This is a genomic window from Actinomadura mexicana (assembly GCF_900188105.1).
Taxonomy (GTDB): Bacteria; Actinomycetota; Actinomycetes; order Streptosporangiales; family Streptosporangiaceae; genus Spirillospora; species Spirillospora mexicana.
Map to the genome: position 1 here is coordinate 26,699 of NZ_FZNP01000028.1, position 13,412 is coordinate 40,110.

Sequence of the window (13,412 nt, forward strand, 5' to 3'; positions counted from 1 at the left end):
GAGCGGCGAGCGGTCTCACTGGCCGGTCTGCATGATCTGATCGGCGAAGTCGCAGAGCGCCTTGATGGCGCGCTTGCCCATGTCCGGTTCGATCTGGGCGAAGGCGGATCGGTGCCAGAGCCCGTCTGGTGCCAGGAAACGTTCTGCGTGGCCACTTCCGAACCGGTCATCGAGGTGAAGCAACGCACCGATGGCCCACAGCTGGTCGTAATGGCAATCGGCTCTGGGCAGGTAGCGGTCCAGATAGGCGACGAGGATGTCGGCGTCCTTGGATTCCCCGAAGCGTGCCAGGGCGAAACAGTAACTCTTACCAGCGTGGACCAGTTCACTGTCCAGAAGAAGGTCCCCCAACCGCCGGCGAAACCAGGTGCGGCGGTCCAGGCCGATCAGCCATGCAGCGGTGAGCCTGGCACGCCACTCCAGTTCAAGCAGCAGACTCAGATCGTCGTCGGCAATCTGCCGGGCGTCTTCGGCCAGCGCCGCGTTGAAAGCCTCTCGGTCCGGACGGTCCTCACGGAGCGGGTTCACGCCCAGCAGCCGCATGTAACGCCGGGTCCCAGAACGTCCCGATCCCCAGACGACGTACCGGCGGACGAGCGCGAGGCTTTCAGGGTCGTCGGGCATGCGGAAGCTCACGCCGACATCCTCCATCAGACGCGTGTTCGGCACCCACCTGAAAGAGAGCCATTCTGCTCACCGGCTCCGGACGGGAGTGCCGCATGAGCCGGGCGCTCGGTCCTCGGGCATCGCTGTGGCATTCCAACGCCGGTGCCGGGTGGCTTGTGCTGGCCGCCTGCTGGACACCCATCGCCGGGCTCTGGGTCATATGCTTCGCGGCAAAGTTGAGCGCGTGGGCGGCGGGCGGGACGGTCATGCCGTTCGGCACCGCCTTCGCAGTCACCCTCACCCAGGGACGCACCGATCTGGCCTGGCCGGGGACGCCGACATGGCTCGTCCTTCTCATCCTCAGTCTTCTGGTGACCGCGCTCGTTTGCGGCGTCTGGGTGATCTGGTCGTGGATCGCGGACCGTTTCCCGCAGCCGGGTGACCCGGTCGCCGCGCTCGCCGACAACCCTGGTTTGGCCACCCTTCAGCCAGACGCGTCCGCCGGCAAGGCGATCGCGCTGCGGCGTTCCCTCGCCAAGTCAGCCCCTGAGGCGTTGAAGCCGGAGGACATCGGCCTCGTGCTCGGGGACGTCCTGCTGCCCGGCGACCGGAGCGGCCCGACGTTGTTCGCCTCGTTCGAGGACACCGTGGTCGCGTTCATGGCGCCGCGGTCGGGCAAGACGACCACCCAGTCGATCCCGCACGTCCTCTCCGCGCCCGGCCCCGTCATCGCGACCAGCAACAAGGCCGATCTGTGGTCGGCGATCGCGACCGTCCGCGCTAAACGCACCGGTGGAAAGATCTGGCTGTTCGATCCGCAGCACATCACCTACCAGCCACAAGCCTGGTGGTGGAACCCGCTCGCCGGCCTCTCCACCGTCGAGGACGCCCACCGGCTCGCCGGGCACTTCGTCCTCACCGTCGACGACGGCCAGAAGAAGGACCTGTGGGGGCCCGCAGCACAAGACCTGCTGTGCGCCTTGTTCCTGGCCGCCGCGACCTCTGGCCGTTCGCTTCATCATGTGGCGCAGTGGCTGGACGAGCCGGCCGTCCCCACGCCGATCGAGCTGCTCCAGAAAGCCGGCTTCCAGCTCATGGCCTCCTCGCTCAAAGGCACGCAGAACGGGGCCGTCGAGACGCGGGACGGCATCTACCAGACCGCTCGGACGGCGGCCAAGGCACTGCGCGACCAGGAAATCCTCGCCTGGGTCACCCCCGCCCGCGACCTGCCGGTCTTCGACCCGGACGCGTTCGCGACCTCGCGCGACACGCTGTATCTGCTGTCGAAGTCGCTCTCGGCGGCGGCTCCGCTGATCGCCGCGCTCACCGACACCACCATGCGCGCCGCCGAGCGCCGCGCCGAACAAGCCGGTGGCCGCCTGGACCCGCCGCTCATCGTCGCGCTGGACGAGGCCGCCAACATCTGCCGCATCGCCGACCTCCCGCAGCTCTACTCCCACCTCGGCTCGCGCGGCATCGTCCCGGTCACCATCCTGCAGAGCTACGAGCAGGGCATCACCGTCTGGGGCGAGCCTGGTATGGCCGCTCTGTGGGGCGCCGCAACCCGCAAGCTCATCGGCGCCGGCATCGACTCACCTCGCCTCGTCCGCGACCTGGCGACCCTCATTGGCCAGCACGACGTGCCCGTCCGGTCCATCACCTACAGCGAGGGACGCGCCAGCGAGCAGATCTCGTTGCGCCGCCAGGACATCCTCGAAGCCGCCGACATCCGCGCTCTGCCCACCGGCACCGCGCTACTACTCGCGACAGGCACCAAGCCGGCCCTCATCCGCCTGCGTCCTTGGTACGCCGGACCACACGCCGCGGCCATCACCACGGCCATCAAGACCGCCGATATCGCCATCGCCGACGCCGCCCGCCGCCATTACCACCGGGACACCAACTGATCCCCCACCCCCGTGTCCGCGAAAGGCCTTGCATGCACACCGCAACAGCTCTGGAGGCTCCATGTCCCAATCCGACGCGCCAGGTACGGACGACCAGCGTCTCAAACCGCTGTATCCGGATGTCATCGCCTGGGTGACCCAGCACTTCGTCCCGATGTACCGGCGCACGCTCGGCGGCGAGTTCCGCTGGTGCGCCGAATGGTGGCGGCACGGCGAAGCCATCTCACGCCTCACCGCCCTGTGGTTCTCGTGGGAGGCGATGCGGCTTCAGGGCGCCACCGGCATGGCCCTGTGGTACCGCGACCACCTCGACCACCAGATGCCCGTCCTGCTGGGACCGCGCGGCCCCTTCTACCAGTGCACCGAGAACGAGCATCTGGCCCCGCACCAGGCGCGAACCATCCCGGTCCCCGCCTGGTGGCTGGGCGTCGACCAAGACGACCTCGCCGCGGCGGGCGCATGAACTCGCCTCGGACGCTGCGAACCGCTGGCTGGAGGCCCGTGTGACTGGACGCATGGCCGCCGCTGCCCTGGCGCTGGACGCCTACGAACAGCACCTGTTCGGGGAGCTCGCCCATGGGCACCGCAACGACCACGCAGAAGCCGAGGGGCTTGTGCACGCGCTGATCGTCGACCTCATCACCTACGGCGAGAGCAACCACCTGGACGTCGTCGACCTCCTGGACGCCCTCGTCCAAGCCCGCATCGACCGCGGCGGGGCCCTCATCAACCCTCGCTACAGCTTCCGCCTCAACACCGAAGTCCAGTTCCGCGACCGAGACGCCGACGAGCACCGCGGGTTCATCACCGAACTGAAGTCACCCGGCTCCAGACAGGACGCCGAATGCGTCCTGCGCGTCCCGGGGCTCATCGACCCACAGCACACCATCACCTCGCAGCTCCAACCGGCTATCCGGCTGGTCCCTGTACGGACTCGTACCTGCGGAATCGTCTTCTCCGCACTGGAGGCCGAAGACACCATCATCGAGATCCTCGGTTGCCTGACAAGCAAGCCGGACACCGATCCTGCTCCTGAGGTGCTCGCGGATCTGGACGAACTGGCCACCGCCCTGGCCACCTGGTCCGGCACGACACCCCAACGGGTCCTGCACCACCTCCGCTACCAGGCGAGACTCTCCCCGCCATCGTCGGATCACCGCTCACCAGCCGCTCGCCGCGCCGCAGCAGCATTCCCGAACGGCATCGCCGCCAGCCTGGCCGGCGAGCAGCCGACCACGTCAACGGCCCACCGGCCCGAGCCGCCAGGCCCAAACCCGCCTCTCCGCCTTACGTGATCGGCCCTACCCGCTCAGTCATCCGGAGGTACTGAATGCGCGAACATGAAGAGGCAGTCGCCAACGCACTCGACACCTACCAGCGGCAAGTCCTGCCCGACAAACTTCCCAGCCACCGGGCCGACCCGTTGCTGGCCGAGTTGCTCAGCAAGTCGCTCATCGATCAACTCGTCCGCTACGCCGAGCGACGGGACCTGAAACTGAACGACACCTTGGCTCTGCTTCATCAGGAACGACTCGACCGCGGCGGGCGCGCCCACGACCCGGTCGAACGCTTCCGGCTCGCAAGCGAAGTCCAGTTCCGGCAAGAGCCCACCGCCACCGGGGCCAAGCCGCGGTTTCCGCTATGGCGCGGCTTCATCACCGCACTGGCAGCCTCAACAAACGGTGGCGCACAGTGCACGGTCCGCGTGCCGGGCATCCACCAAGGTCTACACGTCACCGCATCCGAGCTGGAACCGGCCGATCCGTTTCCGCCACTCTCCACCCGAACGGCTGGTGTCGTCGTAAGTGCCCGGGGCGCCGAGTCGACGATCATCGACATCGGCGTCCGGCTCAAGCGCGCCGCTGCCAGCGGCCTCGTCGCCGACGAGCAGGCGCTCACCGACCTCGCACAGCTGACCATGAGACTGGGGACCTGGTCCGGCGGCCAGCCCGACGCAATCATGCGCCACCTCCACGACCGCATACTGGCCGCCGTTCAGAAGTCGGCCCAGCCAGGGCGAGGACGACCTGCAGCGCGGCTGTCCGCAAGCGAGTTCCCCCAGGGCCCGACTCCCTCACCGTCACCCGACCAACCGCCCAGCACAAGGCCCAGCCCAGACAACCGGCACAACCCACGCAAGCACCACCCCTAAGACCCCACCGGCGCCTCCCATGCCACCTAACTCGAACCCTTGGAGGCCATATGGCCGAAGCCGGCGCCGAAGAGTTCGCCGAGTTCGGAGCCGCAGCCTTGGACTCCTTCCAGGCCCTCTTCGAGGAGACCGAGCATCTCGACCATCGCAGCAACGACGTCCACGCCCGAGAGCTCCTCGGCGACCTGCTGATCGACCTGATGCACTACGCCCAGCGCCGCGGTCTGGAGTTCAACGACGTCCTCGCCCAAGCCAACGGTCACTACCTCAGCGAACGCAACAGCTCCGACGTCTACGCCATCGGCTCGGTCGTCCAACTCGAAGGGCCGGCCGCCGACGAGGCAGCTCTGCTCGGTCGACCGACCAGGGGCGGCGTCACCGGAATCTACGTCCCTCATGACGGTCCTACCGAGTACTACGTTCGCTTCCTGGGCGAGCCCGGCAGCCACAGCATCCTCGCCACCGAACTGGCAGAAGCGTCGACCTTCCCGGACACATCCACCACAAAGGGCATTATCAGTGACCCCTTCTTGGCTGAAGACGCCCTCGTCGAAGTGATGACCCGGATCGGGCGGGCCGACCTCCACGGCATCCCACCGAACCAGGACGACCTCAACGACCGTCATGCCCTGCTGGAAGCCCTCGTGGCCTGGAACGGTATGGACACCCGTGACGTCACCGACCTGCTCCTAGCCCAGGTGGAACAACGACTCACCACGTCCCAGGCCGAGATCCCAGTCACAGACAAAGCTCTCAGCCCCGGCCGACTCGCAGCACAGGACTTCCCGATACCGCTGGAACAAGGACTCACAGAGCACCGCCCTGGCACCCACACAACTCCTCACCCCACCACCTCCGCTAGCAGGCGCACCGACCGCCACCGATAGGGCCGCCGCCACCTGCGGAAACTCATCGCGACACGCACTTCCATCGTTGGTCCATTGATCATGAGCAACGATAATTGCTCTCAGTGCTTTTAGAAACACGCCTTGGAGATAGGCGTCAACAACCTGGAGGTTCCGCTGAAGTACTTCTTCGACTACGCCGCCCGCCAGATCAAGACGGCCGACTCAGTTCCCGCGCTCCTCGCCGCCGCCTTCATGGGCATGGAGCTGATCGAACGCGCCACCACGGTCCTGGCCCAGACCGCACCCGAGAATGCTTACCAAACCGCACTCGCCGAGGCGAGCGACGCCTGGTGGGCCCTGGTCGACGCTCCCACCCTCACCTGGCCAGACCGCTCTATGTCGGACACCGACGTATCGGACCTCGCCGAATCCATCGCCGCCTTGGTGATGGTAGTGGCCGAAGCCATCCTCAACGTCGCTTCCAAAACCACCGATCCAGCCGATCGAGTGGCCTGTCTGAGAGCCGCCCACCACGCCGGCAACGTTCACGCGGCAATGAAATAGGACCCGTGCCTCATTACACCAAGCGCATCGACCGCGCGACTCACGCTCTGACCGCCTACGAACTGGAGGCTTTCCCAGGCAAGCCTTCGCTTCTGCAACGCGACCCCTTCTATACCGAGGCCTTGCTGGCAGCGCTGGTCTGCGATCTGGAGCACTACGCCAACCACCACGGCATCAGCTTCTCCGGCGTCGTCAGCACCGGCCGCGCTCTCAACGCCGAAGAGGTCTCCGAGGACGCCCCCTACAAGCCCGGCGACCAGGTACGCCTCACTCGCCAGTACAACTACTGCGGCACCGTCATCGGCTGGCAGACCACCGGCTCCGACGACGAGACCTCCTACCTCGTCACGGTCCCCGGCATCCCCTACATCTATGCCGAGGCGGCCACGCACCTTAAACCCGCGCCTGCGTTCCCACCGACCGAGACAATCCTCGGCACCGTGCGCTATCCCGACCAAGCCGAACAGCTGTACTTCAAAATAGCCAAGCAGCTTCCGCATGCTCCTGCGGCAACCCGCACCAAGCTAGAAAACGACCGCCAGCGACTGCTGGCCGCATTGAGTTCCTGGAGCGGAATCTCCGGGTCCCGCATCCACATCGAACTCGCCCCGCGCCCGACCGCGGCCAGATTCCAACAGCCCGATACCCGTGCAGCCGCTGCGGACTTCCCCACCGACATCAACCACAGACTCACCGCAGCACCACCGGACACACTCGACTACAAGCAGCCGCCGCCCTCGGCCCATGGCTCAACTCCCACCGCATAAGCACCCGGATAGAGCACCCCAAGGCCCCGAATAACCCATCGCATCGCCGCTGCAACCAAAACCGCGCCGCCGCCACCTGGCCGGCACACGGGCCACCCCAACCGTCCACCGGAGGACACCGCAATGACGCACGAACGCCAGCACCAGGACGTCCGCCAAAGCTGGTTCACCGAACTCCTCAACAGCGCCCTCAACGACCTCGCCCACGCAGAACGCGTCATCACCGCCTACGCCGCCCAATCACCCGACGGCTTCATCGCCTGGGGCATGGCCGAGGGTGAAGCCGTCCAAGCCCACCAGGCACTTCGCCAAGCCCCATCACTTCGTACCAAGCTTCCCGCCGACCACACCGGCCAGAACGCGACCGCTGACGCCCTGTTCGACCTCGCCCGAAAGACCTCCCAGAGCCTCGTCCGGGCCGCCGAACTGGCCAGCGACCCCGACGACAAAATGGCGTGCCTCCAAGCCGCCCTGCACGCCGGACGCCTACGCGACGCACTCCGGTAGCCGCCCATGGCCACGTTCGGGGAGATGACCGCACTCGCCAACGAACACCTCACCGACCTCCGAAACCAACTCCACCTGGCGCGCCTCGAAAGAGACATCCGCAGTCGCACCGCCCTGCCCGAACTGGCACGCCTCGCCCACGTCCTCGCCCGCTACCACAACGAGATCGCTGACGGCTTCGGCGTCCCTGACCCAACCGGCGCCGGCGTAAGGGTCGGCGCCCGCCGCGCCAGCAACCTCATCAAGCAAGCCGAACACCTCCTCGGCCCACACACAGACACCGAAACCCCACGGTCGGCCCTGGCTCAAAAACTCCGCGCCACCTCGATCGCTCTTGGCTGCGGTCTGGACCTGCTGTCCACCCACTTCTCCACAACCCATGACCAGGCGACCTCGGCGACCTCGGCGACCGCAGACGTGATCGCCTCCGCTGACAGCGCCCGCTCGCTCCTACAACAGCTCAGCGTTCACACTTCCACCGTCGGGCACCTAGCCAGGCGCACTTCAACGCCCACCAACGAGGCCGGCGTTCTGCTCCTGAAGGCCGCACTCCTCTCCCACATCTACAGCGAGAACCAGACCTCACCGCCCATCACCGCCATACAGCCCCTGCACACGCCGGGCCGCATCCCCCTTGCGGTCGGCGAAGACGTCACGCAAACCCTCGCCGGCATTGACGCCAGCATCCAGCGGCTAAGCAACCCACAAACCAGTACCTCGGTAACCACCTGGCGCTACCTCGCGCGAGCAGCCGCCATCATCTGCGACCTCGACTCGAAAACCGTCCACCAACTGATCCACCGAATCAACGAACTGAACGAATACGACCACCTACCCGCCCTCAAGCAGGCCGCAGCAGACATCCAAGGCACTGGTCGCAGTTGGAGAACCATCATCCGGCGCTGGGACGAGCACATCGGCCACTACGGCCACCCCGCCAACGGCCCGGCCACCGACGCCAGCGACCTCATCATCCGCCTGGGCCGCCTCATACACGCCGCCCCTGCGTGGACGCCAAGCCCCCATTCATCCAGCCGACTAAAACCACCCCACGAACTCGCCCCCGACCTCCACCACGCAGCCACCCTCGCCGTAACCACCCTCAAAACCATCGAAGCCTGCAACAGCCTCGCCGCACACCACCACGCCGCCATCAACGACGCAGCCGCAATAGGCGCAGTGAACCGACACAAGAAATACCCAACTCATCTACCACGCCTACCAGGATCGGCACGCGAACTATCAACCCGCTACGACGCAGCCCGAACCAAGGGAAGCCAAGCCATCACCACACTCAGCCAAGCAATCCAAGACCTCACCTCCCCAGACCCTATTCCACAGGAAGTATGCCTAATCCTCCGTCGAGCAACCACTCTCAACGAGCACAGCCAGTCCAAATTGGCCGCAGTCGACTTCCCAGCCCAACTCACCGAAGTTCTCACCAGCTCAAACAATTTTACGGACGCCTCAAATATCCAATCACCCCCACAAGTTAAGCGGAGCCATCGACTCCCGTGACAGCACAGGTCTACCCTCCCGCCAACTCAGAGCTGTGGGGGCTAGTGTCTGGCGACGCGCCGGCGGCGCAGAGGGTTCACCAGTCCGGGGGATGGGCCCACTCTGGCCACGACAGCGGCGAGTCGCCTTGGAGGAGCGGCTCCCTGCCCACTGCGGGCCCTACGTTAGGGCGGGCAACGAGGGTGACCGTGAAGGGAGACCGCCGTGTCTGTCGAGTACTGGCGTCCCGAGGTGCTGGCCGCCGATAAGGCGATGATTGCGCAGGCCATGGGTGTCTGGGATGCCCTGACGGCTGCGGAGCAGCGTGAGATGTTCCGGTCGTTGGCGGTGGTGGTGGCCGCGTACGGCCGAACGAAGAATGTTGACGACCTGGTGAAGCTTGCGGAGAGTGTTGACGGTATGGTCCGTCTGGAGTCGGGCACGGGGCTGCGGCAGGCCATCCGGGAAACCCGCGGGGCGCCCAGCAAGCCGGCTGGGGTGACCTTCGCGGACATGGCGGAGCGTCTCAAGGAGTAGCTCATGTGCCCGCGGCTGCGGCCTACCGCGCGAAGCGAACAGGTCGTGGCCGACTGGTGGCCCTCAGCGTCCCCGCTGCACAGGAAACGGATGCGGGAACTGCTGCTGAGCCTTGAGGACGGCAGTTGGTGCACACGCTGGTGGACCCAGCAGTACCGGAGCGATCCTGAGGTGTGGGAAACCAGGTTCGACACGAACGCGCATCTGTTTTTCCGCGTCGTGGATGACGAGACCGACGGGGCCGCGGAGGCCGAGTTTATCTCGATCGAGCACAGCCAGCCCCGAGATTCGGACGAGGAGAGGTACCCGGGGCTCGGGGAGGGATGACCCTCAACCTGCGGTCAGCTCCGACCAGCGGATGTCGAACACTCGCAATGTTTCGGCCTCCGGGTCTACGAAAACCGACGCCTGCCCGATCACTTCCACACCGAAGTCGACGCGGCGGACGTGGACGTCCGCGGTCGGCTGGCTGTGAGTGTCATCGAAGGGGTCCCGTGCGGCAAAGCGGAGCGCGTCGGTCAACGACAGGAAGTCCGCGGCCGTGAGCGGCTTGATCTGGGCGGCGGCGTTCTGTCGATACTCCACTTCGTAGGACACGCCCAGAACGCTACGGGAGTGCTGTCAGGCTCCGTGGCGCATTGCGTCAACTTGCTCCATCGACAGGCCGGGGGTGGTGGCGGCGCGGGCTTCGGCGAGCGCCTCGTTGTAAGCGGGGTCGTTGAGCGCTTCGGCGGTGAGGGCCCAACGGGCGAGGAGGTCCTGCAAAGCCCGGTACTTCGCGATATCGGCGCGTGCCGCATCCGCAGCCGCCTGGTACTGGCGGAGGAACTCGGGGCGCTCACCAGCGGGAAGCCGGTCATGGATGACCTGCGGGTCCCGCGGGTCCGGCTCGTGGCGGACGGGCTGCGCGCTCATAGGTCCGAGTGTAGGGGCGCTACCCACGTTAAGGTCTCCGACCACCCAGATCCCCTACCATTCTTGAAGAATTGCAGGGGTGTGGCCATTGCCGGAATGGTGGCTCGCTAGGGCGCAGGGGCCTGCTGGTCCAGACCGCGTAGGCCCAGGTCACTGAGGGTTCAGCCCCTCCAGATGACGTCAAGTGCGACCACGACGTGCAGTTCGTCCCAGATCATGTACTCGATGACACCCAGCGCCCGAAGATCGTCTGTCTGAGGTCCGGGTGGGGCGTCGGCTCGGTGAAGGTTGGGGCGTACGGGGCATCGACGACGATGCTGAGGGCCTCAGCGAGCGCGAACCGGGCTTCCATCGGGATGCCAGCGAGTTGCCGTCGCGTGCGGGGGGAGAGCTCGGCCCGGTAGGTCACGGGCCGTAGTCTTCCGCCCTTCAGCGGCTCTCGGCGGCGTGTTCGACTTTCTGGCGCCACCAGGCGGCGGCGTCCTCGCGGGACATGCCGAGGCTTTCGGCGAGCGCGTCCTCGATCGGGATCGTAGGGCCGCCGTCGCGGATCTCCTGTGCTTCGGCGTTGAGATCGCGGTCTTCGCGTGGGGCGTGGGCCCGGATGCTCCAGAGGTGCAGAAACGCTGGAGGGCCTGGTATCCGGTGACGTCGTCGGCGGCGGCGTGAGCGCGCTCCCTGTACTGGGCGAGGAAGAAGGCTCGCTCATACTCAGGCAGCCGAGCCAGGATGGCCTGCATATCCCGCGGCCGAGCGGCGGTCACCTGGTGGCCCCGGATGGGGTCGGGATAGATGTTCGCCCCGGAGGATGTGGCGTATGCCCACCGCTGACGCTGCGGGAGGGCAACGTGTTCTTCCTCGTGACCCGTTGCGGGCGCCTCGTCGCTCAGACGTGCGCGCGTGATTGTGAATCTTTGACAACGTTACCTAGCCGGGTTGTCAGCGCGACCGAGACTGATCACCAAAGGTCATAGGTTCTCGCTGTTGGTAGCGGCGATACAGGCGGGCCAGGGCGTCAAGTGGGAGTAGGGGCCAGCGAGTGACGGTGCCGGTGGACTTGTCGATGACCAGGGTGGTTGCAGTCTCGACCGTCGGAATTTGTGGTGCTTCGGGGATTGGGACCGAGATGGGGATGGCCTGGTAGCCGTCCTCGAATTCACGGATGTGGATGAGGATCGGGCTGTCGTGGCGGTGGGGCAGGCGGAGGTGTGCGAGGCGCCAAGCCTCGGCGGTGTCCAGGGGCTGTGGGGCGGCTGGCGTTAGAGGGGCCGCGCTGGGTGTGGCGAGGTGGAGGTCAGCGTTAGGGACACCCGTCGGCTGGTCACCGTCGTTACTGGTCTTCGCGATTTCTAGCGCTGTTGTCAGCGCCTGCGTGGTGGAGCAGACCAGGTCTTGGGCCTGGCGGAGGAAGTCGAGGGTGGGGGCATCGAGTTGACTGGCGGCATCTGGGCGAGCGAGAAGGCGATCGATGGCAGTGCGGTCGGCTCGCTCGGCGAGCATCCGGATCTTCTCGGCGCTTCGCCGTAGGTGAGCAAGGCGGTCGGCTTCGGTAGGCATAGGTACTCGTCCTGGCGTGCTGTTGTGGGCCGGGGACGCGGCGAGCTGGGGGTGGCGCCGCATCCCCGGCGTTGGGATCCCCAGGCGGCCGGGCTATTCAAGCTTTCAGGCCAACGATGCCGAGGGGTGAGTTTCGTGGTGGCTGGTGATGCGCTCGGCGGTCTCTTGGAGGTCGATCAGTGGTAGGCGGGTGTAGCGGTGGCCGTCGTGCCAGGTGAACGTCTTGGACCCGATCCAGATGCTCAGGGTTCGAGTGCTGAGAACGGTGGCTCCACTATCTTCCCTGCAGTAGGTGGTCGAGATGCCGCGGGCTTTGAGTGCCTCGGAGAGCTGGCACGCCGCGAGCGTCGGTGTAAGAGCTTGGTCGACCATCTGCCAGGGGCTTGGTAATGCGAGGGTGAACCAGACGCACTTGCCGAGCGCCGTGGTCAGGCGTGACCGGGTGAAGTGAGTGCCGGTGCTGGTAGAGACGGCCGCGACGATGGAGAGCCCCTTGCCGTGCTCGTCGAGCAGGTCGACATCACGGATGATCGGCCAGGTCCCTCGCTGTGTGTCGAAGATCGAGACGACCAGTTCCGGAGTGGGACAGGCTCGCGCCCAAATCCAGAGTTCCTGACCCACCTCGCTGACGCGCTCCGCCGAGGACGCGTAGATGTAGGCATTGGTCGCCAGCTCGGACACCGCAAGTTCGCCGTCCTCGACCCGATCTGAGGCGAAGCCAAGCGGACGCATCGTCGCAGCGAGGAGAGAGCGTGCCTGGGAGGCGGTACTCGCATCGCTGGGGAGGGGGAAGGCACAGGCTCCGCCGGCCGCGATGCCGGCTGCGTCGCCGGTCATCATCTGTCCCTCCTGCGCTCAGGCCCGGGACCGGCGTTACTACCTTGGCTCCTGTCGATGGCCCTGGACGTCTCGTGTCCGGGCACGGGTTGAGTAGACCTGTCTGCGCAAGCCCCGGATGAGGCTGGGATGTGGCGGGGTGTGCTGGGCGAGAGCGGCCTTTGCAGGTGACGCTCCGGCGTAAGGGGGGCCAGGGTCGCGAGATATCGACTCAGGACCTCCGGCGAGCTCTGCTCGATCAGCCGAGGCTCGCCGTTCTCCGTGCGGACCAAGGCCCAGTAATTGCCCGTGTATGCACCGAACCAGATCGCGGCGTGGGCGTACCGATGACCGAGCTCGGCGACGGCCTGCGCCGGACCTTGATTAACCGTCCAGTATGGCCCGGACGCCGTGGTCCGAACAGACGTATCGTCATGACGTCGTCCGCCGTCAGGCCCGTGTTTTGTGGCGTGAGCGATCACCGGGCCGGGTGTTGTATTCGTTCGATCATGCATGGGTCGGAGGACCTCCACTATTCGATCAAGGCCGCGGCCGGTGATGCCGCACCGCGTCCGAGATCGCATCGCTCCCGCTGAGGACTTCAGCCGGATTCGCCCGGCAGAGATCAGCGGGATCGGCTACTTCAGATTCCGTTCGGTCGCCCTGTGTGGCCGACCGAACACAGCACAGCATGCACCTGGAACCTGTGCCGCACAAGTGTGCCGACCAAGTAAGGACA

17 protein-coding genes are annotated in these 13,412 nt (G+C 66.2%); 12 read left to right on the forward strand and 5 right to left on the reverse strand.

Annotated elements, in window-relative coordinates:
• Nucleotides 1-15: 15 nt before the first annotated feature.
• Nucleotides 16-636, reverse strand: coding sequence for a DUF6000 family protein (locus CHC11_RS38440; protein WP_143227467.1), 621 nt, complete (start codon nucleotides 634-636; stop codon nucleotides 16-18).
• 206 nt (nucleotides 637-842) lie between these two features.
• On the opposite strand from CHC11_RS38440, the gene CHC11_RS38445 reads away from it, so the two are divergent.
• From CHC11_RS38445 to CHC11_RS38495, 11 genes are all read left to right on the forward strand, one after another.
• Nucleotides 843-2,513: a type IV secretory system conjugative DNA transfer family protein gene (locus tag CHC11_RS38445; protein WP_179279224.1), complete on the forward strand. Its 1,671-nt coding sequence runs from the start codon at nucleotides 843-845 to the stop codon at nucleotides 2,511-2,513.
• Nucleotides 2,514-2,574: 61 nt separating this feature from the next.
• Nucleotides 2,575-2,976: a DUF4913 domain-containing protein gene (locus tag CHC11_RS38450; RefSeq protein ID WP_089316831.1), complete on the forward strand. Its 402-nt coding sequence runs from the start codon at nucleotides 2,575-2,577 to the stop codon at nucleotides 2,974-2,976.
• A gap of 52 nt (nucleotides 2,977-3,028) precedes the next feature.
• The gene (locus CHC11_RS38455; RefSeq protein WP_089316832.1) at nucleotides 3,029-3,808 is read left to right on the forward strand and encodes a hypothetical protein; all 780 of its coding nucleotides are present in this window, start codon (nucleotides 3,029-3,031) and stop codon (nucleotides 3,806-3,808) included.
• 35 nt (nucleotides 3,809-3,843) lie between these two features.
• Nucleotides 3,844-4,665 carry a hypothetical protein gene (locus CHC11_RS40890; RefSeq protein ID WP_143227468.1) on the forward strand — a complete coding sequence of 274 codons (822 nt, stop codon included), beginning with the start codon at nucleotides 3,844-3,846 and terminating at the stop codon, nucleotides 4,663-4,665.
• A 50-nt stretch (nucleotides 4,666-4,715) separates the two neighbouring features.
• Nucleotides 4,716-5,552, forward strand: a complete 837-nt coding sequence (locus CHC11_RS38465; protein ID WP_089316834.1) for a hypothetical protein — start codon at nucleotides 4,716-4,718, stop codon at nucleotides 5,550-5,552.
• Nucleotides 5,553-5,654: 102 nt separating this feature from the next.
• Nucleotides 5,655-6,077, forward strand: coding sequence for a hypothetical protein (locus CHC11_RS38470; protein ID WP_089316835.1), 423 nt, complete (start codon nucleotides 5,655-5,657; stop codon nucleotides 6,075-6,077).
• A 5-nt stretch (nucleotides 6,078-6,082) separates the two neighbouring features.
• On the forward strand, nucleotides 6,083-6,844 hold the full coding sequence (locus CHC11_RS38475) for a hypothetical protein (RefSeq protein ID WP_089316836.1): 762 nt from the start codon (nucleotides 6,083-6,085) through the stop codon (nucleotides 6,842-6,844).
• Nucleotides 6,845-6,967: 123 nt separating this feature from the next.
• Nucleotides 6,968-7,351 (forward strand): hypothetical protein, encoded by a 384-nt coding sequence (locus tag CHC11_RS38480; protein ID WP_089316837.1) that lies wholly within the window; start codon nucleotides 6,968-6,970, stop codon nucleotides 7,349-7,351.
• 24 nt (nucleotides 7,352-7,375) lie between these two features.
• Entirely contained in the window at nucleotides 7,376-8,869 is a 1,494-nt protein-coding gene (locus CHC11_RS40895) for a hypothetical protein (RefSeq protein WP_143227469.1), read from the forward strand.
• Nucleotides 8,870-9,073: 204 nt separating this feature from the next.
• Nucleotides 9,074-9,385 (forward strand): hypothetical protein, encoded by a 312-nt coding sequence (locus tag CHC11_RS38490; protein WP_089316839.1) that lies wholly within the window; start codon nucleotides 9,074-9,076, stop codon nucleotides 9,383-9,385.
• A gap of 90 nt (nucleotides 9,386-9,475) precedes the next feature.
• Nucleotides 9,476-9,712 carry a hypothetical protein gene (locus CHC11_RS38495; protein WP_089316840.1) on the forward strand — a complete coding sequence of 79 codons (237 nt, stop codon included), beginning with the start codon at nucleotides 9,476-9,478 and terminating at the stop codon, nucleotides 9,710-9,712.
• 3 nt (nucleotides 9,713-9,715) lie between these two features.
• Here CHC11_RS38495 and CHC11_RS38500 read toward each other — a convergent pair whose 3' ends face one another.
• Both CHC11_RS38500 and CHC11_RS38505 read right to left on the reverse strand, forming a co-directional pair.
• Nucleotides 9,716-9,982, reverse strand: a complete 267-nt coding sequence (locus CHC11_RS38500) for a hypothetical protein (protein ID WP_089316841.1) — start codon at nucleotides 9,980-9,982, stop codon at nucleotides 9,716-9,718.
• Nucleotides 9,983-10,006: 24 nt separating this feature from the next.
• On the reverse strand, nucleotides 10,007-10,300 hold the full coding sequence (locus tag CHC11_RS38505) for a DUF6247 family protein (protein ID WP_089316842.1): 294 nt from the start codon (nucleotides 10,298-10,300) through the stop codon (nucleotides 10,007-10,009).
• A gap of 447 nt (nucleotides 10,301-10,747) precedes the next feature.
• Here CHC11_RS38505 and CHC11_RS38515 point away from each other — a divergent pair, with 447 nt between their 5' ends.
• Nucleotides 10,748-10,969, forward strand: a complete 222-nt coding sequence (locus tag CHC11_RS38515; RefSeq protein WP_089316844.1) for a hypothetical protein — start codon at nucleotides 10,748-10,750, stop codon at nucleotides 10,967-10,969.
• Between the two features lie 270 nt (nucleotides 10,970-11,239).
• On the opposite strand, the gene CHC11_RS38520 is transcribed toward CHC11_RS38515, so the two are convergent.
• Both CHC11_RS38520 and CHC11_RS38525 read right to left on the reverse strand, forming a co-directional pair.
• On the reverse strand, nucleotides 11,240-11,857 hold the full coding sequence (locus CHC11_RS38520) for a hypothetical protein (RefSeq protein ID WP_089316845.1): 618 nt from the start codon (nucleotides 11,855-11,857) through the stop codon (nucleotides 11,240-11,242).
• A gap of 105 nt (nucleotides 11,858-11,962) precedes the next feature.
• Nucleotides 11,963-12,697 (reverse strand): ATP-binding protein, encoded by a 735-nt coding sequence (locus CHC11_RS38525; protein WP_089316846.1) that lies wholly within the window; start codon nucleotides 12,695-12,697, stop codon nucleotides 11,963-11,965.
• Nucleotides 12,698-13,412 lie beyond the last annotated feature (715 nt).